This window comes from Nonomuraea sp. NBC_00507 (assembly GCF_036013525.1).
In the GTDB taxonomy this organism is placed as follows: domain Bacteria; phylum Actinomycetota; class Actinomycetes; order Streptosporangiales; family Streptosporangiaceae; genus Nonomuraea.
Map to the genome: position 1 here is coordinate 2,599,737 of NZ_CP107853.1, position 20,674 is coordinate 2,620,410.

At 66.3% G+C, this 20,674-nt stretch carries 26 protein-coding genes; 11 read left to right on the forward strand and 15 right to left on the reverse strand.

The window, feature by feature from the left end:
- The first annotated feature begins 64 nt into the window (after positions 1 to 64).
- Positions 65 to 1,021 carry a helix-turn-helix transcriptional regulator gene (locus tag OHA25_RS13205; protein WP_327587840.1) on the forward strand — a complete coding sequence of 319 codons (957 nt, stop codon included), beginning with the start codon at positions 65 to 67 and terminating at the stop codon, positions 1,019 to 1,021.
- Positions 1,022 to 1,158: 137 nt separating this feature from the next.
- Here the strand turns inward: OHA25_RS13205 and OHA25_RS13210 are convergent, their stop codons facing one another.
- Positions 1,159 to 1,728, reverse strand: coding sequence for a hypothetical protein (locus OHA25_RS13210; protein ID WP_327587841.1), 570 nt, complete (start codon positions 1,726 to 1,728; stop codon positions 1,159 to 1,161).
- Between the two features lie 60 nt (positions 1,729 to 1,788).
- On the opposite strand from OHA25_RS13210, the gene OHA25_RS13215 reads away from it, so the two are divergent.
- Positions 1,789 to 2,400 carry a TetR/AcrR family transcriptional regulator gene (locus tag OHA25_RS13215; RefSeq protein ID WP_327587842.1) on the forward strand — a complete coding sequence of 204 codons (612 nt, stop codon included), beginning with the start codon at positions 1,789 to 1,791 and terminating at the stop codon, positions 2,398 to 2,400.
- Between the two features lie 133 nt (positions 2,401 to 2,533).
- On the opposite strand, the gene OHA25_RS13220 is transcribed toward OHA25_RS13215, so the two are convergent.
- Together OHA25_RS13220 and OHA25_RS13225 are read right to left on the reverse strand one after the other, a co-directional pair.
- Entirely contained in the window at positions 2,534 to 3,844 is a 1,311-nt protein-coding gene (locus OHA25_RS13220; protein ID WP_327587843.1) for an FAD-dependent oxidoreductase, read from the reverse strand.
- A 110-nt stretch (positions 3,845 to 3,954) separates the two neighbouring features.
- On the reverse strand, positions 3,955 to 4,314 hold the full coding sequence (locus OHA25_RS13225; protein WP_327587844.1) for a DUF4267 domain-containing protein: 360 nt from the start codon (positions 4,312 to 4,314) through the stop codon (positions 3,955 to 3,957).
- 84 nt (positions 4,315 to 4,398) lie between these two features.
- Between OHA25_RS13225 and OHA25_RS13230 the strand changes: the two genes are divergently transcribed.
- Positions 4,399 to 4,974, forward strand: coding sequence for a TetR/AcrR family transcriptional regulator (locus OHA25_RS13230; RefSeq protein ID WP_327587845.1), 576 nt, complete (start codon positions 4,399 to 4,401; stop codon positions 4,972 to 4,974).
- A gap of 24 nt (positions 4,975 to 4,998) precedes the next feature.
- Here the strand turns inward: OHA25_RS13230 and OHA25_RS13235 are convergent, their stop codons facing one another.
- Positions 4,999 to 5,124 (reverse strand): hypothetical protein, encoded by a 126-nt coding sequence (locus OHA25_RS13235; protein WP_327587846.1) that lies wholly within the window; start codon positions 5,122 to 5,124, stop codon positions 4,999 to 5,001.
- Between the two features lie 310 nt (positions 5,125 to 5,434).
- Between OHA25_RS13235 and OHA25_RS13240 the strand changes: the two genes are divergently transcribed.
- The gene (locus tag OHA25_RS13240) at positions 5,435 to 5,899 is read left to right on the forward strand and encodes a hypothetical protein (protein ID WP_327587847.1); all 465 of its coding nucleotides are present in this window, start codon (positions 5,435 to 5,437) and stop codon (positions 5,897 to 5,899) included.
- 208 nt (positions 5,900 to 6,107) lie between these two features.
- Here OHA25_RS13240 and OHA25_RS13245 read toward each other — a convergent pair whose 3' ends face one another.
- The 3 genes from OHA25_RS13245 to OHA25_RS13255 are packed head-to-tail and all read right to left on the reverse strand — an operon-like array spanning position 6,108 to position 6,852.
- Positions 6,108 to 6,374 carry a hypothetical protein gene (locus tag OHA25_RS13245; RefSeq protein WP_327587848.1) on the reverse strand — a complete coding sequence of 89 codons (267 nt, stop codon included), beginning with the start codon at positions 6,372 to 6,374 and terminating at the stop codon, positions 6,108 to 6,110.
- An 8-nt stretch (positions 6,375 to 6,382) separates the two neighbouring features.
- Positions 6,383 to 6,673, reverse strand: a complete 291-nt coding sequence (locus OHA25_RS13250; protein ID WP_327587849.1) for a hypothetical protein — start codon at positions 6,671 to 6,673, stop codon at positions 6,383 to 6,385.
- Entirely contained in the window at positions 6,670 to 6,852 is a 183-nt protein-coding gene (locus tag OHA25_RS13255; RefSeq protein ID WP_305919489.1) for a hypothetical protein, read from the reverse strand. Before OHA25_RS13255 ends, OHA25_RS13250 begins: the two co-directional genes overlap by 4 nt.
- Before the next feature lie 154 nt (positions 6,853 to 7,006).
- Between OHA25_RS13255 and OHA25_RS13260 the strand changes: the two genes are divergently transcribed.
- Positions 7,007 to 7,261: a GntR family transcriptional regulator gene (locus OHA25_RS13260; protein ID WP_327587850.1), complete on the forward strand. Its 255-nt coding sequence runs from the start codon at positions 7,007 to 7,009 to the stop codon at positions 7,259 to 7,261.
- 331 nt (positions 7,262 to 7,592) lie between these two features.
- Here the strand turns inward: OHA25_RS13260 and OHA25_RS13265 are convergent, their stop codons facing one another.
- Complete coding sequence (locus tag OHA25_RS13265) at positions 7,593 to 8,600, reverse strand: alpha/beta hydrolase family protein (RefSeq protein ID WP_327587851.1); 1,008 nt, start codon at positions 8,598 to 8,600, stop codon at positions 7,593 to 7,595.
- Between the two features lie 622 nt (positions 8,601 to 9,222).
- On the opposite strand from OHA25_RS13265, the gene OHA25_RS13270 reads away from it, so the two are divergent.
- The 5 genes from OHA25_RS13270 to OHA25_RS13290 all read left to right on the forward strand — a co-directional run bounded on the left by OHA25_RS13270 (position 9,223) and on the right by OHA25_RS13290 (position 14,401).
- Positions 9,223 to 9,552: a BP74-related protein gene (locus tag OHA25_RS13270; RefSeq protein ID WP_442942106.1), complete on the forward strand. Its 330-nt coding sequence runs from the start codon at positions 9,223 to 9,225 to the stop codon at positions 9,550 to 9,552.
- Between the two features lie 620 nt (positions 9,553 to 10,172).
- Complete coding sequence (locus tag OHA25_RS13275; protein ID WP_327587853.1) at positions 10,173 to 10,694, forward strand: SigE family RNA polymerase sigma factor; 522 nt, start codon at positions 10,173 to 10,175, stop codon at positions 10,692 to 10,694.
- A complete protein-coding gene (locus OHA25_RS13280; RefSeq protein WP_327587854.1) occupies positions 10,691 to 11,872 on the forward strand; it encodes a hypothetical protein in 1,182 nt (393 codons plus the stop codon). The genes OHA25_RS13275 and OHA25_RS13280 overlap by 4 nt, the downstream gene beginning before the upstream one ends.
- A 499-nt stretch (positions 11,873 to 12,371) precedes the next feature.
- Positions 12,372 to 13,046 carry a response regulator transcription factor gene (locus OHA25_RS13285; RefSeq protein ID WP_305919507.1) on the forward strand — a complete coding sequence of 225 codons (675 nt, stop codon included), beginning with the start codon at positions 12,372 to 12,374 and terminating at the stop codon, positions 13,044 to 13,046.
- A complete protein-coding gene (locus OHA25_RS13290; protein WP_327587855.1) occupies positions 13,043 to 14,401 on the forward strand; it encodes a sensor histidine kinase in 1,359 nt (452 codons plus the stop codon). The genes OHA25_RS13285 and OHA25_RS13290 overlap by 4 nt, the downstream gene beginning before the upstream one ends.
- On the opposite strand, the gene OHA25_RS13295 is transcribed toward OHA25_RS13290, so the two are convergent.
- Complete coding sequence (locus OHA25_RS13295) at positions 14,364 to 14,897, reverse strand: SgcJ/EcaC family oxidoreductase (RefSeq protein ID WP_327587856.1); 534 nt, start codon at positions 14,895 to 14,897, stop codon at positions 14,364 to 14,366. The genes OHA25_RS13290 and OHA25_RS13295 overlap by 38 nt on opposite strands.
- 371 nt (positions 14,898 to 15,268) lie before the next feature.
- Positions 15,269 to 15,796 carry an RICIN domain-containing protein gene (locus tag OHA25_RS13300; RefSeq protein WP_327587857.1) on the reverse strand — a complete coding sequence of 176 codons (528 nt, stop codon included), beginning with the start codon at positions 15,794 to 15,796 and terminating at the stop codon, positions 15,269 to 15,271.
- 495 nt (positions 15,797 to 16,291) lie between these two features.
- Here OHA25_RS13300 and OHA25_RS13305 point away from each other — a divergent pair, with 495 nt between their 5' ends.
- Positions 16,292 to 17,566, forward strand: coding sequence for an ABC transporter substrate-binding protein (locus OHA25_RS13305; protein WP_327587858.1), 1,275 nt, complete (start codon positions 16,292 to 16,294; stop codon positions 17,564 to 17,566).
- A 268-nt stretch (positions 17,567 to 17,834) separates the two neighbouring features.
- Here the strand turns inward: OHA25_RS13305 and OHA25_RS13310 are convergent, their stop codons facing one another.
- The 5 genes from OHA25_RS13310 to OHA25_RS13330 form a co-directional block, all read right to left on the reverse strand.
- Positions 17,835 to 18,587 (reverse strand): class I SAM-dependent methyltransferase, encoded by a 753-nt coding sequence (locus tag OHA25_RS13310; RefSeq protein WP_327587859.1) that lies wholly within the window; start codon positions 18,585 to 18,587, stop codon positions 17,835 to 17,837.
- On the reverse strand, positions 18,584 to 18,802 hold the full coding sequence (locus tag OHA25_RS13315) for a hypothetical protein (protein WP_327587860.1): 219 nt from the start codon (positions 18,800 to 18,802) through the stop codon (positions 18,584 to 18,586). The genes OHA25_RS13310 and OHA25_RS13315 overlap by 4 nt, the downstream gene beginning before the upstream one ends.
- Before the next feature lie 190 nt (positions 18,803 to 18,992).
- Positions 18,993 to 19,415 (reverse strand): hypothetical protein, encoded by a 423-nt coding sequence (locus tag OHA25_RS13320; RefSeq protein ID WP_327587861.1) that lies wholly within the window; start codon positions 19,413 to 19,415, stop codon positions 18,993 to 18,995.
- A 124-nt stretch (positions 19,416 to 19,539) separates the two neighbouring features.
- Positions 19,540 to 19,908 carry a hypothetical protein gene (locus OHA25_RS13325; RefSeq protein ID WP_327587862.1) on the reverse strand — a complete coding sequence of 123 codons (369 nt, stop codon included), beginning with the start codon at positions 19,906 to 19,908 and terminating at the stop codon, positions 19,540 to 19,542.
- A gap of 267 nt (positions 19,909 to 20,175) precedes the next feature.
- Positions 20,176 to 20,439 (reverse strand): hypothetical protein, encoded by a 264-nt coding sequence (locus tag OHA25_RS13330; protein WP_327587863.1) that lies wholly within the window; start codon positions 20,437 to 20,439, stop codon positions 20,176 to 20,178.
- Positions 20,440 to 20,674: the final 235 nt, after the last annotated feature.

Consider the following 20,674-nt stretch of genomic DNA (forward strand, 5'->3'; position numbering starts at 1 on the left):
GCGAGAGCAACGCTAGAGTGCCTTCCGGTCACTTTCTGACCGGAAGCCGAGGGAACGTGGAATCATGGCGAACACGAGCGCACGCATGCTGCGATTGCTGTCCCTGCTGCAGACCCACCGCCATTGGCCCGGCCTGGAACTGGCCGACCGGCTCGCGGTCAGCGAGCGCACTCTGCGCCGCGACATCGACCGGCTGCGCGAGCTCGGCTACCCGGTCCACTCCGGCCGCGGCTCCGCCGGCGGCTACCAACTCAGGTCCGGCACCGCGATGCCGCCCCTGCTGCTCGACGACGAGGAGGCCGTGGCCATCGCCGTCGGCCTGCGCACCGCCGCCGGCGGCACCGTCGAAGGCATCGAGGAGACCTCGCTGCGCGCCCTGACCAAGGTCGTCCAGGTGATGCCGCCCCGGCTGCGCCGCCGCGTGGACGCCCTGCGCACCTACACGGTCACCGCCCCGACGAGCGGCCCGCAGATCGACGCCGCCACGCTCACGGTCATCGCCCAGGCGTGCCGCGACGACGAACGTCTCACCTTTACCTACGCCACCCCCTCCGGCGAATCGGCCACCCGGCTGGTCGAACCGCATCGGCTCGTCTCGCTTAAACGCCGCTGGTATCTGGTCGCCTGGGACCTCGACCGCGCCGACTGGCGCATCTTCCGCCTCGACCGCCTCACCGGCCCGGCCGCCACCGGAGCCCGCTTCCGCCCGCGCGACCTGCCCGCCGCGGACGCCGCCGCGTTCATCGCCGAACGGCTCGGCTCCCGCCCCACCCGGTACGACATCACCGTCCACCTCCACGCCCCGGCCGGCACGGTGGAGCCGGTCGTCGCCGTCACCGGCGGCCGAGTCGAGCCCGTTGACGACCACTCCTGCCGCCTGCGCCTGCAAGTGGACGCCTTCGACTGGCCGGTGCTCATCCTGGCCGCCGTGGGCGCGGAATTCGACGTCATCAATCCCCCCGAGTTCCGCCACTACCTGCGCGACATCGGCAGGCTCTTCCTCCGCAGCGGCACCGCCTAGCAGGGGCACGGTCACCCAGACCAGGCCCTATGCACGAGGGGGTGTCGGCGTACTTGTTGAGGGCAGAGGCATGTGCAGGTAAACGTGCAGAGTTGGTGGGGCGGGCCGCACGGCGACGACTCCAGCGAGCCGGACGGCTAAGGGGATCCGCCCTCATCCAGTCCCTTACGCGCCCGGTGACGGCGGTGGGCGTAGGCGGCGGTGAGGGCGATGATCAGCGGCCCCCACGCCAGCAGCGGCGCATAACAAAGATTCATGATCGTGCGGGCCGCGCCTTGCGGGAAGTCTGGATTTGTGAGCGGCCCGCTTGGGACCAGGGCCACCCCCACACACAGCAGCGTCACCGCTGTCCCGCCGATCCCGGCTGTGATGATCACAGCCGGTGGCGGGATTCGCCTGCCGCCCAATAGCGGGACCCACTGCGGTACCACCTCACCCCATGGCCGGACCAGCCCGAACGCCAGAAACGCCGCGCATTGGGAGGCGATCGTCAGAATCCACACGTAGGCGATGAACTCCGGTCCGGAGTACATCGCGCCGAGTTCGCCGGTGAAGCCGACGTCGACGCCGAACCCGGCGGCGACCCGCCACAGGCAAGAGGGCAAGGTGCACAGCACGCTCGCCCACGCGGCCCAGACCGTCCACCGTGGCACGGATCGGCGCACAGCGCCACGATCCAGGGCCGCGCGCCCGATCTCGGTCGCCATGACCACTCCGCATCTACGAGACCATCAGTTCCGGAACTGACGGTACCGTATATTGAGGGGATGGGGAACAGTGGACGGCCACGCGATCACCGGGTGGACCAGGCCATCACCGCCGCAACCCGGGAACTGCTGGCCGAGACCGGCTATGCGGGACTGACCATGGACGCCGTGGCCGCCCGCGCCGGCATCGGCAAGGCGGCGATCTATCGGCGCTACTCCTCCAAGCAGGAGATGGTGTTCGCCGCGGCCGTGCACGGGCACGACCTGCAAGCCCCGCCCGACAACGGCTCGCTGCTGGCCGACCTGACCGCCCTGGCGAAGGTGATCGTCGGGCACCTGAGCAACCCGGCCGCCTGCGCCGCACTGCCGGCCCTGATCGGCGAGATCGCCACCAGCCCGCAGCTGGCCGAGCGCTTCACCCAGACCTTCATCGAGCCGGAGCAAGCCGGTAACGCCGAGATCCTCCGCCGCGCGGTACTCCGGGGCGAACTGGACCGCATGCCTGACATCGACCTGTTCCATGCGATGTTCGGCGGCACGATCTTCTCTTGGCTGTTCATCGCCCGCCACGACCCACACGATCTCCCTGACCTACTCGCCCGATTCACCTGCGCCGCGCTGCAAGCCCACCTCAATCAAGACCGCGACAGGCCGCCCACTCCCACAGCCTGATCACTACATCCTGATCAGCAAGATCAGAGGTCCCCGGCCCTCTGACGGTGCTCGCGGCGACATCTGTCACGCGGGTTCGGTGCGGCCCCGCCGCCCCGGTGGGCAGAGGGGCCGTGACCTGCTGGGAACCGATCTATCCGAGCACCGGGTAGTTCGCGCGGAACACGTTGTGCGGGTCACGGGCCCGCTTGATCTCCCGCAGCCGCGCGAGCGCGCTGCCGGAGAAGGACTTCGCCGCCGTCTCACCGGGGGACAACAGGGTGTACGGCTTGCGGCCGCTGATGTAGGCCTCCAGGTCGGCCACGACCTCGGCCTGCTTGGCGCGCGTCGCATCGGCCGCGTGCGGCAGGCCGAGACCCACCAGGCCGAGCAGGTACGGCTCAGCCACCGCGCCGCTCGCACCGGCCCCGCCGCCCGGCTCGGCGAGCGCCCCGCCCAGGTGCCTGATCTGCACGTTGATGAGCGGTTCGACCGGCTTGGCGAGCAGGAGCTCCACCGCGTCCGCGTCCAGGCCGGTGAGCAGCTCCGTACGAGCGATGGATGGGGCCGGATCGGTGGGCTCGGCGGCGATGTCACCCAGGTCGGCAACCGGGACGACGCCGCGGGTGTCGGAGATCGCGCCCTCGATCTTGTCGAGGCGCGCCAGCAGGTCCTTCCCCTGAGCCGCCTCACCTAAGTAGGCCAGATCCAGCGTCACCATCGGTGGCGCGCCGGGTGGCTGGAGCCGGTTGATCCAGACACTGAGTTCACGCGGCGCATCGGCGGTGATCTCCAGGAACGCGTCGTACACCTCCCTGGTCCGGTGCTCCGGCCAGATCACGCGCCCGCCGTACAGGACTGGCGCGGGATACAGCTCGAGTTCGAGTGCGGTCACCACCGCGAAGTCCCCGCCACCGCCGCGCAGCGCCCAGAACAGCTCGGGATCGGACTCGGCGGTCACCCGGCCCGGCTCGCCATCGGCGTCCACGATGTCGATAGCCCGCACGCTGTCGGAGGCGAAGCCGTACTTGCGGCTGAACCAGCCGACCCCACCGCCCAGGGTGTAGCCGGTCACGCTGACCCCCGGTGCGCTGCCGGACAGGCCGGTCAGACCCAGCGGACCGGCCGCCGCCAGCACCTGCCCCCACTTCACGCCCGCGCCCACCCGGACCACGCGCTCCTCCGCGCGTACCTCCACCTCGTTCAGCAGGCCGGTACGCAACAGGATCAGGCCTTCCACATCACCCGAGGCGCCATGCCCGCTCGGCTGCGCGGTCACTGTCATACCCGCCCGCCGCGCATAACGCACGAGCGCCGCCACGTCATCGGCATCCGCGGCCTCCGCCACGGCCGCCACCGGCTGCCTGACGGTGAGATTCCACGCCGTGGCCGCCTGCTCAAAGCCGTCGTCATCGGGCAGGAGCACGCGCCCCTTGAGGACACCGCGCAGATCGTTGATCGTCATTGTCATCTCCCTTTTTCGAGTTCTCAGAAATGCGAAGGAACACCGTGCCGCACTACGGCAAGGACGGCGCCCTGACCAGCCCGGACAAGGATTACGCCCCGAAACCTCGATCACCCCAGGATGAGAATGGCCGCGATCGCCACCATCACCGCGGCGGTGAGGCCGTGGACGCCGAACGCCACCGCCCGCCGACCCCCGTTCCTGAGCACGACGACCATGTCGCCCAGCGGGGCGAACACACTGGCGAGAATCAGCCAACCGAGCATGTGCTGGTCTCCCGTCACGAGGGCCGGGAGCACGACGAGCCCGGCCGTGATGTCCCGTACGCCCTTGACGGTCAGGTACGCGTTCATCGAGACGGGAACCCCGTAGCCCGCCGCCGACGAGACCGGCTGCAGCAGGAAGCGGATGCCGATGAGGATGATCCCGATGGCGACCAGTCCGGCGAGCCAGGTGGCGATGATGACCATGTCGTCTCCTTCGATCGTTGCTAGAAGTATTAGCGACGCTAGCCTAGCGGCGCTCATCTGTCTAGCGGTGCTAGCATCTGGAGGGTGTCCACACAGCAGCGCAGAGAACGCGAACGCGCCCAGCGCCACGACCTGATCGTCAAGACCGCCCGCAAGCTGGCCGAGTCCGAGGGCTGGGACGCCGTTACCACCCGCCGCCTGGCCGACGAGATCGAGTACAGCCAGCCGGTCCTGTACAGTCACTTCGCTGGCAAGGACGCCATCGTCGCGGCGGTGGCGCTGGAGGGCTTCACGGAACTGGCCGTACGCCTGCGCGCCGCGACCCGGACGGGCGAGCCGCGGGCCGTGCTGGAGGGGCTGGCCAGGGCCTACATGGCGTTCGCCGAGGAGAACCCCGCGCTGTACGACGCCATGTTCACGATGGCCGTGGACCTCCCGTTCGGCCAGGACGACACCCCAGAGCCGCTCCGGGACGGCTTCCAGGCGCTTTTGTCCGGGGTCGCGCAGTTCGCCGACGGCCGCGACCCGGCGATCCTGACGGAGGTCGCCTGGAGCGCCCTGCACGGGCTGATCGTCCTGTCCCGCGGCGGCCGACTCCCCGCCTCAGGCCGCGAGGCCCGCCTGACGCTGCTGCTCGACCAGCTCAGCGCCACCCGCTGACCCAGCCGCGTACGGTCAGTCGTTTCACACGGCGGCGACCTGCGACGCGAACTGTTCGCCGAAGTCGCCTGGAGCGCGCCGCCGATACGCCGAGGGCGAGGTGTCCCTGGCCGACCTGGCCACCGAGTACAGCGTCGGACGCTCCACCACGCTGGACGCGCCAGTGAAGGCCCGCTCACCGGTATGCGATCCGTCAGCCGGTGACGATCAAAGTCCGACGTGCCACCAAGCATGATCAGCAGCTGGGGCGGAACACGACATGGACGTCCGGAACTATGACGCCATCAGACGGCCGCGAGCCTTCAGGAACATCTGGCCGCTCCACCGGGGCAGGGGGTTCGACCCACGACATGCTGTGGACATACCACTGCTATACCGCCGGTGTTTAGCATTCTTCGCGGTGCTCTGATCACAGGCGGAGCACCGCGAAGTTCTCGTTAACTGACAAGGATCTGATCTCATGCGGAAGCTCTCCCCCTCGAAGATGCTCGCCACTGTTGTCGGGGTGTCTGCGGCCTTCGCCGTGCTGACGCCGGCCACGACCGCCACGGCCTCCTCCACCACCACCGCCTCCTCGAGCGTCTCTTCGGCCGGCTGCAAGGACAAGTGGAGCAAGCTGAACACGAAGGACGGCTTCGTCAGCTACGTCCTGAAGCTCTGCAGCAACGGCTACGGCGAGGCGCGCGGCAGCGTGACGGACACCAAGAACGACGCCTGGACGACCGTGGTCGAGGTCTCCTTCAAGAAGAGCAACGGCAACGAAATTTACGGCGGGTACAAGGAGGCCGGCCGGAACAAGGGCCACAAGAGCTTCAAATGGTCCACGACCCGCACCAACCTCGACCGGATTACGATCAGGGCCAAGCGCTGCCTCCCGGGTACGATCGTGTGCAACAACACCAAGACCTTCACGCTCTACCCCTGATCTGGGCGTGGCAGTCGGGTCGCCAATGGCTGTCAGTTTCGGCGAGAGATGGCCGAGACCTTCGGAGTTATCGGGCCGCGCGTACCTTCGTGCAGCCGAGTAGCCGCCGCGACCGCCGCAGTAAATACCGGCTCCGCTGCAGCGAGGACAACGCGGTCAGGCGCTGAAGCCTCCGCACCCGCAAGCAGACTGGTGCCGTCCCCAGCACTCAACCTCCTCCATCGGCGCCGTCCACATCGAGGACAGCGGGCCGTAGGTCGTTCCAGCGGTAGTCGCAGTTCTCAGGGGGAAAGCCCTCGAATGTGTGGAGGGCGTCGATTTCCAGGTCACACAATCGCTGCTCTTGCGAAAGCGCGTGGCAGGCCAGGGCCTTGTTCATGGCGCTCGTCACGTCAGGCGCCTCCACGACCCAGGTGTAGGGTGCCTCGCCGTCGAATCGCTCGGTGCCGGCGATGGTCACGGTGAAGGTCGTCATTTCCCTTCTCATCGCGCCTCACCCTGGAGAATCTGATCGAAGGTGTGCCTGGCGGTCGCGATCAGCGTCCAGGCGGTCTCACGGACGGTGCCCTTCTCCCGGTTTGTACGGCGGACGAAGCCCAGGCCGGCGGCGGTGCACAGTTCGTACGTCGTTACCTGGCACTCGCACGTGTGCGAGACCACGCGGATGCGCTGTGCTCGGTTGGCCGGTTCGTACCAGGGGAGGATGACGTGGCCCGGCTTGGGCGGCTCGACGTGCGGGCCGTGGAAGTCGGGGATCTCGTCTCGCCAGGTCACCAGGTCCTCCCTTCGAAGACCTCGACGAGGTTCTTGAGAGCGATGTCGACGCGAGCCATGACGAGTTCGTGGACATGATCGCCCTCGGATGGCACCCGGTAGCCGTGTCTCTCCAGGACGGCCTGGACCTCCGCGGTCAGCAGCGGCGTGAATCGTACGTCTGTGATTGAGTTGCCCATGGGTCGGACCTCCCGTGTCCGATCAAGGGCCCGTCCGGCGCTTGCATCGCTGGACGGGCCCACTCTCTTGCTGAGGAGCTCGTATATCCCGTCTAGCACGTACAACACGTATCCAACGTAACCGCCATGCATGCATGTCCTTAACGTGTTGTCCGTGACGGTTGACCAGCTCGATCCCACGCCGATCTATGAGCAACTGGCGCGGATCATCAGAGAAAAGATCAAGGCCGGCGATCTGGAAGAACGGCAATTGGTGCCTTCCGAGAGCTCGCTGCAGCAAGAGCACGGCGTCGCCCGCGGCTCGGTACGGCGTGCCATGGAGCTTCTACGCAAGGAAGGCTGGGTGGTCACGATTCAGGGCCGGGGAACCTTTGTGGCGCTCAAGGAGAACTGGCCCAAGGAGGGGTAGTCGCAGTCATTCAGCTGACGGCCTTACCCAGTCGGGGAAGTAGGTGGATGCGATCCAGCTCCCCGGCGTAGAACCAGGGTGCCCTTGTCCTGTCTCGTCGAACTTGAGGCATGAGACCTGAACTGCGGTGTCTCAGAATGGATGAGACGAATCGATGAAGTCGCGTCTCATTGATCATGAGGCAGATTTGTGGATGTCTCGGCCCGGAAGCGTTGACGGGCTTGGCTCCGGATCGCTTTGGCGATCCGGAGCCGGTGGCGGCGCGGATCACCTGGATAGGCCTTTAGCCCACATAAGCCCAGAACCCACACTGGTGCAGGGAAGTAGTCGCTCATCCGGCATCTTCCAGGAATCGGGTCAGCGCTGAGATGTCCATCTCGTGCCCCGCCTCGGGCGTGACGATCAGCGAGACTGCATCCTTCGCACCCGCGGCCTCGTAGATGCTCCGCAACTCGTTCACCGATGCGACGACGGATTCGTTGTAGGAGGCCGATTCGTTACCCGGGCCGGGCACGTCGCGCTCGCCGTACTGCAACGCGATGGGACGGGCGGCGTTCAGCCCGGCGATGTCCGAGCGATCCAGCCAGCGCAGGACGTCGGGCACGCAATGTGCGGCGGCGTTGCGGCATCGTGAGAAGATCGGGTCGAAGGAGCCGAGACTGCCGCTGGCGTAGATGCGGCCGACCCGCGTGCTGAACACAGGGTAGGTCAGCGCGAGGTCCCCGCCGTAGGAGATCCCGGCCACGTCGATCTCGCCAGCGCCCAGCGCGGCAGTCAGCCAGTCCTCCCAGCGGAGCAGGTCTTCCACCGTGTCGCCGAGGAGGACGCGCCCCTTTTGCAACCCGTCAGCGATCAACGTGCTCTTCTGCCTGCCATCCGGCCAGTACTCCAGTGTTTCCCCGGGAAGGTCGTAGGCGAGATCGGCGAGGACCCCGAACCCGCGCAGCTCCGGGCACAGTACGGCGTGCCCGGCCTGCGCCAAGGCCAGCGCGAAACGGTGATGATAGTCCTCGGGCACCCCCGGCAGTCCGGCGCATGCCTCCACCTCGCCGTGTCCGTGGATCGCCAGTACGGCACGCCGCCAGGCCATCCGAGGCATCAGTAGGTAGGCGCTCAGCCAGAGCTGGTCATCCACCTCCATCACCAATGCCCGCACGCTCACCCCGTCGACAGTGGCCCGGCGAAGCTCGCGCACCGAGCAGGCCGCGACCGGCACGCGTACCCGCAAAAGCTCGGCAAGTTTGCTCCTCGCCGCCGCCTGCCAGTCCGTGAAGGGCAACGTCGAACGCGCGAAGGCCAGGCAGGGCTCCAGCCGCGGATTTCGATGGCGCAGCCGCAATTCCGAACGGATGATGGGAAAGTCCATGGGATCTCCTCAGTAGTTTCCAGCAGGTTCACCGAGATGCCTAGGTGCAGCGCTTGGCCACCGCGCCATCCTCTGAAGCGTCTCCAGCCTGTCGATACACCGGCCCAATGCGATCAATGCCTCAACAAGATGAGACGGCACGCCGGATGCCTCGGATCAGTGAGACTGCCTCAACCTCAACGAGACAGGACAGCCCTGACCTATGCCGATTTTCGAAGAGGGCCCAATGCTCCCTTCGCGAGGGAAATGATCTCTCGCGAGAGTGACACACAGATAGGAACATAACCTGAATTATGTTCCTATCTTAATGATCTTGAATCCCAGTACAGTTGCCGTCGCCCACGAAGGCTCTGGCGCAGATCAAGAGTCAGCGATGCCTGGCCACTAACTATGTAACCTAGAGTAGTTAGTTTACGACTCTAAGTGCCGAAAGGATTCGGTCTCAACCCACGTACCGGAGGTGTCCATGCCAGGTATCATCCGCAAAATCGGCTTTTCGCTCACCGCGGCAGCGCTCGCCATCCTGACCGCAGCCGCTCCAGCCACAGCAGGTACAGCGACAAGCGCGGCACGGCAAGCTGCGCCAGCGTACTTCGTGATGACGGACATCACTCGCGAGCATTTCGTCATCCAGCTCACCGACCCCGCCAGGATCCAGCACGCCCGGGACCTGATCAGCGGCGCGACGCAGGATCGGCCCCACGTTGTCGGCCGCATCATGAAGCGGTCCGCCCCCTACAACGCCCGCTGGAGCTACCACTACGATCCCAACACCGTCGACTTCTTCGACATGGCCCCCGAAGTGTGCGACGCCACCATCCCCTACGTCGAAGACCACCTGGACGAGGCGGGCGGCGCGTTCCTGCCCGGCCTCGTGTGGTGTCCTTGGACCTCCCGGCTAGTCAGGGAAGTTCCCGCATCCTAGCTGCGATCAACACCGCGGCGCCGGGTCCGGGAGAAGCAACTCAACGCTGATCCAACCCGGCGCTTGGTTCCTCAGTGAGCACCGTCACGGTCACGCCTACGTCCTGAATTATGTTCCTGTCTAAGCGATCACGAACGGTAGCGAACGGAACGTTCGCTACCGCTAATTTCCATTTCCGATGCTCAAAACGCCGCCAATCGACTCTGTTGGCCTGATCGATCAGGCCAACGGGCCCCTGGCCAAGTTCGTCATCACTCTGGTCGCCGTGCATGCCCTCGGCGTCGCGAGATCACTCGGCTGCGGCTTGCCGACCTCGACCCGTCGCGCGGCCGTCTTGTGGTTCGACGCGACACCGGCGTCCACACCCTTTACCTCGACGAGATCACCCATGCCCTGGCCAACGCCTGGCTGCGGGAACGTCACCGTCGCTGGCCGCTGACGACAAACGCGCACCTGCTGATCAGCCAAGTCACCGCCGCCGACACTGACAGCAAGAGACAGTGGCCATCGGCTTGATGTTGTCGACCACTCGTGACGGTGGTCCTTACGGGCACCCCTTCTAGCGCGGATCGAACCTTTCCACTCCTCTCCGGCGTCGGTATCGGTTGAGAGGAGTCGTCTTGGATTGCAATGACAGCTTCCGTGAGTTCGTCGCCGCGCACCAGCAAGCGCTGATGCGCACGGCGTACCTGCTCACGGGAGACGCCCACCAGGCCGAGGACCTGCTGCAGAGCGTCCTGCTGAAGGTGCTGCGGCGCTGGCCCCGGTTATCGCACGTCGAGCGTCCCGAGGCGTACGCGCGTAAGGCGCTGGTGAACCAGCACATCTCGTGGCGGCGGCGCCGGGTCAGGACGGAGTTCCCGACCGCCGAACCGCCCGACCGGCCGTACTCGAGCGAGGACTCCACACTCGTACGGCTCGTCATGCGCAAGGCCCTCATGGGGCTGCCGCCTCGGCAGCGGGCGGTGATCGTGCTGCGTTACTACGAGGACCGGACAGAACGGGAGACCGCTGAGCTGATGAACTGCTCGATCGGGACGGTGAAGAGCCAGACCCACTACGCGCTGGCCCGCCTGCGCGAGCTGGCGCCCGGCCTGGCGCCGAAGCTCGCCGGCCTGGAGACCGAGGAGGCCTACCGATGACCTGGCTGCGAGATGTGCTCGTCGATCTGGCCGACGAGTCACCACAGGTGGACCTGGCCGACCGCACGATCGCCACGCGCGACCACAGGCGGCGTACCGCGATCTCGCTCCTCGCGGCGGCCATGGTCGTGGTCACCGCGCTTGGCGGGACGCTCGCCGTGCGGTTGCTGCCGCAGGCGCCCACCCCGGCCACCTCCGGCAAGGATGACCTGCCCGCGCGTGGGGTGGGGCCGCTGAGCCACGCGTACAAGTCCTTCTGCAAGCCTGTCAGCGGGAAGGCTCCATCACACTGCCAGGACGGGGGCTGGCGAGTGGTCACCCGCAGCGGCAGGACCTACCACGTGCCGGAGGCGCTGCCGAGCCTCAGCCTGCAAGACAGCCCGCTGGCTATCAGCCGGGACGGCCGCAAGATCGCTTACTACAGCGCGAAGGAAGGCACCTTCCAGGTTCGCGATCTGGCCTCGGGCGCGAAGACCACGGCGCCGATGAAGCTGCCCCCGAAGAAGTGGCTGTACAGCATCACGCGGCTGATGTTGTCGGACGACGGGCGGTACCTGGCCTTCAGCAAGGTCCCCGATCTCAAGGATCCCGCGCTGCTCTTCGACATGCACGACAGAGTCGTCCGCGAACTTCCAGCCCGCTGGGTCCCCATCGGCCTGTCACCGGATGGAGCCACCATCACCCTCGCGGAGTACTCGCCCAACTCCCAGCTGCGCACGATCTCCAACCTCTGGCCGCCCACTTCACCGGGCAACTCCACGGCGGTCATCCTGCCGCAGCACTACGCCTTCAGCCCGCTGGCGCCGGACGGCAAGACCGTCGCGGCCGTCGAGGACCACAGCACCGCCGAGAAACCCTGCCAGATGGGCGACCTCGTCCTGCTGGACCCGCTCACCGGCAAGAAGCGGAAGACCGTCCCCATCCGTGGCCTGTCGGCTGACGTCAGTACGATCTACCTGCGTACGTGGCGCAGCGCCGACGAGGTTACGGCCCTGACGACGTCCGTCCGCTGCAGACCGTCATCCGAGGTGCCGGACGACGAGACGGCGCCGCCGCCCTACCGGACCTTCACTGCCTACGCGGTGAACGTCAGGACCGGCGAGGCCAGGAAACTGACCACGTTCAGGGCGCAGGACATCTTCGGTATCGCCATGCCCGGTCCTCCCGGGGCGATATGACCACGACTTTCCTGTTTCACAGCAGGGGTCGTTGCACGATGCCGGCGATGACCGCTGGATGCCCGAGTTCGGCCTGGCCGTCGTGGTGACTACGCGGCGCGTGACCAGCAGCGGGATCATGAAGGGCATCACGGTGCCATGACGAGGGACGGTGTCATGACGTGGGAACACGCACGAAGACGCGGCTCGCCGACGGCACCGGCTACCACGACAAGGCCACCTCGGACCCTCAACGAGAACGGCAGCGCATGGACCGATGCGCCGCCGGAGAGCAGGCACCGTCACGGTGGAGCTCATCTTCAACCGCACCCCAACGCCGGGCACGGTGGTCAGCGTCCGGTCGATGGACGGTAGTGCAGCGAACCATCCGCGGTGAACGCCCGGTCGGCGATCATCAACGTAGGCAGCGCGACATCCCTGCCCACCGGCCCGGATACGCCAGGCAAGGCCATAAACTCCCCTGACATTCGAACCGCGACTGCACTTCCGGGATGCTCTTGTGCGCGTACTGCTGGTGGAAGACGACGAGCCGATCGCTGAATCGCTGCGCCGCGGCTTGACGCGGTACGGGTTCGAGGTGGTCTGGGTCACGACCGGAGCGGCGGCGCTGCAGGCTGAGCCCGCCGATCTGGTCCTGCTGGACCTCGGGCTGCCCGACACGGACGGCCTGGACGTGTGCCGTGCGCTGAGAGCCCGGGGCGAGGTGCCGATCATTGTGATCAGCGCGCGCAGCGACGAGACCGACCGCGTGGTCGGGCTGGAGATCGGCGCCGACGACTACGTGTCCAAGCCGTTCGGGGTACGCGAGGTGATCGCCCGCATCAGGGCGGTGATGCGGCGGGTGAAGCCGCCGCAGGAGAAGGTGGAAGTCGCGCCTGACCGCTACGGCCGGCTGAGCGTCGACCGCAGAGCCGCCCGCGCGTACGTCGACGGCGAGGAGGTGCCGCTCACCCCCAAGGAGTACGAGCTGCTGGCCTTCCTGACCGAGGAGCCAGGGGCGCTGATGACCCGCGAGCAGATCATGGAAGCGGTGTGGGACGCCAACTGGTTCGGCCCCACCAAGACCCTCGACGTGCACGTCGCGGCGCTGCGCCGCAAGTTCGCCGGCGTGCTCGCCATCGAGACGGTGCGGGGTGTCGGCTTCCGGCTCGTCGTCGGCCCCGGATCACCATGAACCGGCAGCTGATCGTCAGCTATGTGCTGCTGGTCGCCGTCGCGCTCGCGGCCTTCACCGTTCCCGTCGCCTTCACGCTGACCACGCAACTGCGCGAGGACATCGAGCTGGGCGTCCGCCGCGAGGCCACCACGATGGCGTTGCTGCTGGCCAATGACGACGCACCCGCCCGGCAGGCCCTGGCTCGCATGGTGGAGGCGTACGGGCAGGAGACACCCGGCAGGGTCGAGGTGATCTCCTTCCGCCGGGGCGCGGTGCCGTCGCTGCCCGCGCCCGCGGCTGCCGGCGACGCGGACTTCACCCGCGCGCTCCAGGGAGCCGTCACCGTCCGCTGGGACTCCTCGCTCTATGTCACGGTGCCGGCGCGGGCCGCCGACCGGCGGATCGTCGGCGCGGTACGGATCGTCTACCCACCCGGCGAGCTCAACGACCGGTTGTGGCAGGTCTGGGGCTTCCGCGCCGTCCTGGCCGCCGCCGTGGTGGCGGTGGCGGCGGTGCTCGGGACGCTCACCGCGCGGCGGCTCACCCGGCCGCTGCGCGAGCTGCACGAGATGGCCAGCAAGTTCGGCGACGGCGACCTCACCGCCCGCTCCCCGGTCACGGGCCCGGCCGAGACGCAGACCCTCGCCAGGACCCTGAACTCCGGCGCTGAACGGCTGGAGACCCTGATCAACGCCCAGCGGGTCTTCGTCGCCGACGCCTCGCACCAGCTGCGCACGCCGCTCACCGCGCTCCGGCTGTCCTTGGACAACATCGCCGACGGCGTCGACGACGAGTACGTACGGGAGGACGTGGAACAGGCGACCGCCGAGGTCGTCCGCATGAGCCGCCTGGTCAACGGCCTGCTGGTGCTGGCCAGGGCCGAGAGCGAGGCCACCGCCGCCGAGCCGCTGCCGCTTGCTGAGATCGTCGAGCAGCGCCTCGGCGTCTGGCGCGTGGCGGGTGAAGAGCGGGGCGTGCGCTTCACGATCGCGTGGCCGCCCGATCCCCGCCCTCTCGTCATGGCCAGCCCCGGCCATCTCGACCAGGTCCTGGACAACGTCCTGTCCAACGCCCTGGAGGTCTCTCCGGACGGCGGCACGATCGCCGTGCGGGTGGAGCCGCGCGGCGACGAAGTCGTGCTCGACGTTTCTGACGAAGGGCCCGGCATGCCGCCGGCTGAGAAGGCCCGGGCCTTCGACCGGTTCTGGCGTGGCCGGGGACTCACCGGACGGGCCGGCTCCGGCCTGGGCCTGGCCATCGTCAAGCAACTGGTGACCGACGACGGTGGGAGCGTCGCCTTGCGCGACGCTCCCGGCGGCGGGCTGTGTGTGCGGATCAGCCTTCGGGCGGCAGCACCGAGGAGTGGTGGTTGACGATCAGCCACTGGCCGCCGCGCTTCTCGTACAGGTACGTGTAGCGTGCGTCGACCGACTGCTTCTTGCCGTCCTTTCCGGTGAGGGTGAAACGGTACAGGCCGGTGTCGATCGCGGTGTTGGCGTCCAGGACCTTGACGATGGTACGGATCTTCTTGCCCGTCGGCTTCTTCTGCAGGAAGTGCTCGAAGTAGTCCACGATCTGCGCGCGGTTGGTGCGGATCTTGGGCGAGGCGGTGGGGAGAAGGACAGCGCCGGGCGCGTACAGGTCGGCGACCTTTCGGGGGTCGCCGCTGGTCAGGGCGGCGTTCCAGGTGATGAAGAGTGCCGCGATCTGCGCCTTGGACGGCTTGGCCGCGGCGGCTGGCTGGGCCGGCCTGGCTGCGGCGGGCGCCGCGTGGGTCTGGGCCGTCGCCTGGCCGCCGCCCGTGGCCGTGACGAGAAGAACGGCTCCTGCGGCGAAGGCTGCACAGGCAGAAACTCGAAGATTCATCATGATCTCCCATGCTCTGGTGCGAATTGGGGGAATGTTCGCAACCACCATGGCGAGCAGCGGGATAAGACCAGTCCAGCGCCAAGGGTGCGTAAGGGAAGCGCCTGGACAAATCACTCAGAGTTACGGAGGCGGGTCGCCGCCTGTATCCGGGACAGGTGGAACCGCTGCTTTCCTCTCCTCCGAGCTGGCGAGGGGCATCGTCGTCTCCACGCATCGGGCGCTTCACGTGCCGTGATCGCCGGTCAGCCATCTGGAGCGGGCTGACCGGCGACGATCCCGGGAGTAGCGATCTTGCTGGGCGCAGCAGCCCCGTACGACGCTGCCCTCGTAAACGCGCGGATCGGCATGAGGAGGTGGTCTCGCCGTTCGGCTCAGATCACGTAAATGGCGTATTCGTCCAGCTCATCCGCGCAATTCCCAACGATGGAATTGCCTGTCGTGTAAGTGCGAAGACAGTTTCCAGGGGTGCCCTGATAATAGGTCCGAATGTAATGCAGATTCGCGCCGGTGACGGATCCCGTTCGCTGCAGGAGCCACCGCTGGTTGGCCGTCCCCAGGCAGGTGTAGAGGTAGACGATGTTGCTCGTGGACGTGTCGAGGGACTTGTCCAGGCACAGGTTCGACCCATACAGCTTGAAGGTGACGACCCACGCGCCCTGGTGCGTAGAGACGACGTTCATCTCCCATAACTGCTCCGAGCCGAGCAGCTGGTTCACCGGATCCCGGGTTTCGGCGAAGCCAAGCACTCCGAGGTGCCGGGTGGGGGAGTGCTTCTGCTTGATGTAGACGATCCTGGGCGCCATGAGACCGGACGATGCCGAGGCTGGCACGACGACCGTCGCCGTCGCGAGGAGAAGGCTTGCTGCGATGACCGCCAAACGGCGCAGCAATCGAGGCATGAGCACGCACCTTTCCACCGAAGGAGGGACCCACATTCTCGTCTATGCAATTGACAAGCGAGATTTCCCGAAACGTGCCGCGATCAGTCGATGGCTTATGTGGCCTCCGCACCCGATGGGTGGCCAAGCGCGCCCCGAGGCTGGCTCATGTTTCCCTTCTGCCAAACCCGCGACTACGAGGCCCTGTCACCCCGCTCCGCATGACGCATTACCTGAACGCGGGATCGGAAAGGACTAAACGCCCATTTGGGTACGGACCGACTTTCTCGGCCTTTTCCTCTATCTGAATAAGTTCCGACAACTTCACTGCCCCCGGTAGCCTTGCAGGATTCTTTGACTCCGGTGGAGAGTCGTCGTGGGCACCGATGCTCGCCATGCCAATCAACGCGCGCTCGGGCTGATCTTCGACCTCTTCCTGGCCGGACGAAGTACCCGATCCATGGTGTGACCACCCCAGGACCGAAGCAGGTCCTCCACCCCCCAGGAGGTAGAGCCGTGGGCTCTGGCAAGAAGATGTGGACGGTAGCGTTGCTGGCCACTGCTGTGCTGGTGATCACTGCGGCCTGCGGCGGCGAAGGCGCCGACGGCAAGATCAAGCTACGCTTCTCCTACTGGGGCACTGACGCTCGGCAGAAGATGACTGAAGAGGCGATCAAGAGGTTCGAGGCGAAGAACCCGGACATCGACGTCGTGGGAGAGTTCTCCGGCTTCGGCGGCTACTACGAGACGCTGGCTACGAAGGTCGCGGGCGAGAATACGCCTGACGTCATCACGATCGAGATCCGCGGCCTGCGGGAGTACGCCGAGCGCGGCACGCTCGCCGACCTCTCCAGCAGGGTCAACACTGCCGACATCGACGGCAAGGTCCTGGCCACCGGCGTGATCGACGGCAAGCAGGTCGCCATCCCCACCGGGGTCAACGCCTGGTCCCTGGTCGTGGACCCGAAGGCGATCGAGAACGCGGGGCAGAAACTACTCGACGACACCACGTGGACCTGGGAAGAATACATCGACTTGGCGGCGAAGATCACCGCAGGGTCCGGCGGCAAGGTCTACGGCACGCAGCAGGCTTTCAACCCGGCCTTCCTGCAGATCTTCGCCGCTCAGCGGGGCGAGCGCTTCTATGACGGCAACAAGATCGGTGTCTCGCCCAATACGCTCAAGGCATGGTGGGCGATCCACAGGAAGCTGGCCAAGACCAAGGGTTCTCCTGACATCCCCAAGAGCATTGAGCTCGGTGCCCAGAACGCGGACCGGTCGCTGTTCGCTACCGGAAACGGCGCGATGGGGATGTGGTGGAGCAACGAGCTCGGCGCGATTAGCAAGGCGTCGGGCGGCAAGGAAATGGAGCTGCTGCGGATGCCGAAGGTACAGGGCGCCTCCGCCGGCGGCATGTTCCTGCAGCCCGCGATGTTCTACACCGCCTCGGCGAAGTCCGAGCACGCGGCCGAGGCCGCCAAGTTCATCGACTTCATGATCAACGACCCGGAGGCGGGCCGGATCATCCTCAGTGACCGCGGCCTTCCGGCCAGCTCCAAGGTACTGGCGGCGGTCCAGGACAAGCTTTCGGAGACTGACAGGAAGACGCTGGCCTTCCTCGACGAGATCAAGGGCGAGCTCACGGATCCGCCTGCCGCCCCGCCGAAGCTCGCAAGCGCCATGGAGGGCATCCTCAAGCGGTATACGGATGAGGTGTTGTTCGGCCGGATGACCCCTGACGACGCCGCACGGAAGTTCATCACGGAGGCCAACGCCTCCATCGCAGGCTGATGCCTGCCAGACACCGGCCGCAATAGCGCTTACGACAAGGTGGCTGGGCCAGGGAAACGCACGCCTGCGCACCTGTACAAGAGGCTCGTCACAGGCGGCGGTTCAAGGGCTTGCCGATGTAACACTGGTCTGGACCGGCCACGGTGGCAGCTTCGTAACCGCCACCCCCGGTACGACGCGGGCTGTAGAAGTGCCTGTCGACGGTGCGGGATGCGTGTCGTTCGCCAGGGCGAACTTAGCTTGACCGAGACTGTGCTCTCGCCGTCAATCAGGCGGACTCGCAGATGCAGAGTTGAAGCGGCGTGTCCACGGCAAATGGCCGGCCGGACCAGTCGCCGAAGCGCTCGACGAGCCGAAGGCCTCCGAGCGAGACGAGCAGCGGCAGCTCCTGCGGGAAGATGCTCCTGATTTCGAGCGGTGCGACGACGAAGTCGGGCTCGGAGTCAGTCGAGAGGTGCCACGTCCCGCGTGTAACTTGCGCGGGCGCATCGTAGATCTCAGCGACATCGACGCTAACGTTGCCACGGTCAGGATCCATGAACGACAACGACTCCCGGGTGCGACGCACGCCATCGGCTTCGGCAAGGAGGCGCACGCTCGGGTTGAATACATCGAAGACGAACCGTGCTCCAGGTGCCAGATGTCTTCGAACCGACCGGAAGCAACTCACCAGATCCTCAGCCTCATGCAGATGCAGCAGGGAGTTGGCTGTGATGAACACGAAGTCGAATGTGCGGCCCAGATCGAAGGCCCGCATGTCGCCCTGCACCCATTCCACCGCCACACCGCGCTCGTCCGCCTTGCGCTGAGCCTCGGCCAGCATGTCTGACGAGAAGTCCAGGCCGACGCACGGATGCCCGTCGGACGCGATGGGGATCAGCTTGTGCCCGGTGCCGCACCCGAGTTCCAATACGCGCCCGCCTTGCCGATTGGCCTCGGCCCGGTAGAAGTCGACTGCGGGCCCGCCGCCCGGGAACATCAGGTCGTACAGCCTCGCGTGGGAGTAGAACGCTTCACTCATGAAGCGCCTGTTCCTTTCCGACTCATCCGCAGTTGGCCGTGGTGGCCTGCTGATTCAAGCGTGTGCGCCACAGCCGCGACAACAGCTTTATCGCCATCCGCGCCAACCTCCGTTTCGCCGCGGTGATGACCCGTCACACCAAGATCAAAAGCTAACAGATCCTGGAGCTCCTCCATCTGGCTGGGAGCGTCCAGCACGAGTGCGAACTGGTTCATGGCGGGGTGGACCAGCGACGAGCCGCCGCCGAGGTCCGGATCGGCGGCGACCGCCTCGGCGAGACCGGGTCATCGCAGGGCTGGAAGGAGGTGCGCCGCAAAGCACATCACCCGAGTTCAGCTGAAGCTGAACTCGGGTGATCGTGAGTTATGCCCAGATTGTCCAGAAGTCTCCGACTTGACGGGTCAATCAGTGATGCTCGTCCGCGGATCTGCAGGTCATGATCGCGTCCAGGGCCATGCCCCCGGTCAGCACGCCTTCTACATACCCACATCCTGCGACGTAGCTACCTCGATAGGCGATCGCGGCAAAGACCGCTCCGGAGAACAACTGCCTGCCGGTGGGATTGGAAATCCGTGGTTGGACGCTACACCTGGTGGTGTTTTCACAGCTCTTCGTCTGGCGCTTGGTAGTCATCGGGATGCTGTGGCGGTTGACGTCTGCCGAGACGATGATGGTGTCCTGGACCCGGTCGCACACGACAACGTACGAGGCGACGACGGCAGAGCCGCTCGTGTAGATGCTGGAGACGTTTCCGCGGCAGTTGTCGCGGTTGGCGGCCTGTGCCGGCAGCGCTCCGACGAGCATGGATCCCGTGGCGACCGTCGCCACGAGGGCGACCCTCATGTATTTGTTCATGGAAACCCTTTGCGGTCAGGGGGACGTGCGAGATATCGCCTCTTGGTGGGGCGTGACGAGGACTGCGATCGATGGTGCGGAGGGCTCTGGCTGAGGGTCAGGTCCCGAATTGGAACGTCCCGCGCAGGACGGTGCCTCGCCCGCTCCAGTAGCTCTCGTAATCGGCCCGGTAGGTGACGTTTTCGAAGGCGCTGAGTGCCTCACAGGTGGCGCCCGGGTGCCGGATGTTGTCATCTCTGATGACAATGGGCCTTCCGATCACACCTGGGCGGGTCAGGGTCACCTCCACCCAGGCCGTCCCTGTGGTGTCATCAGCCCGGACGCACAGCTCGTTGGTGGGGTCGGCGTAGCGGACGATCCCGTCTCCGACATCCCGTTGAAAGCTCGCCGCCAAGGCCGGTGGTGCGAGGATGACGCTCGCCACCGCGGCAGCGACGCCAATGGTGACCGTTTTGAGCGGCTTCATCGTTCCTCTTTCTCTCGGACGGAGATCAGCCCTCCGGAGCGCCTGATGTCAGGGGGATTAAATATGGCCTCTAACGAGGATTCGTCATGCTCGAATCCCTCTGACGAGAGCGCTCTCGGGCCGGCGCTTCACTAGGGTGATCGTTGCACGCGTCGGTAGCACCGTGGAATATGCGGGGAATATGCCTGGTCGCCCGGCTTTTACGTGGCTGAACGGGTGCGGCGTCCCTCCGCGATCATAGAGGGACGCCTTCGCGAAGAGCGTGGGTCAGTACCGCTCGTCCACAGTGAATCCCCAGGACCCGGAAGCCGGAGGGTTGGCCGTGTAGTAGAGGCACCGCCTCGGCGTGGTCCACGACGATTTGTACTTGGGCCGCTCCCGTTCACAGGCGGCCTTCGTCTTGAACGGCCCGACGAAAAAGTCCGCGTGCGCCGGGCCGGCCAAGGTGACCGCACCGATCGCCGCCGTTGCGGCCGCGAGAGCGATCACTCCGGCGCGGCGCAAACCGGGCCGACGGATGACCATCACCATTTGACTCCACTTGGTCGAGGTTCCTGCGGGAGAGCTGAGCACCCGGCGGTATACGGCCGGAATACTCAGGTCATGTACTGGTGTCCCAGCGGCTGAGAAGCGTGACGACAGGGTGGGCTTCTCGTAGCCGGGCCAGCTCCATGGCCGTCAGGGAGGTCGCGCCGGGAAGGTGTCACCCACTTCCCGCCTGGCGTGCAGCACCGCGTCCTCGAGCGCCGCCACGGGATTCTGTGGG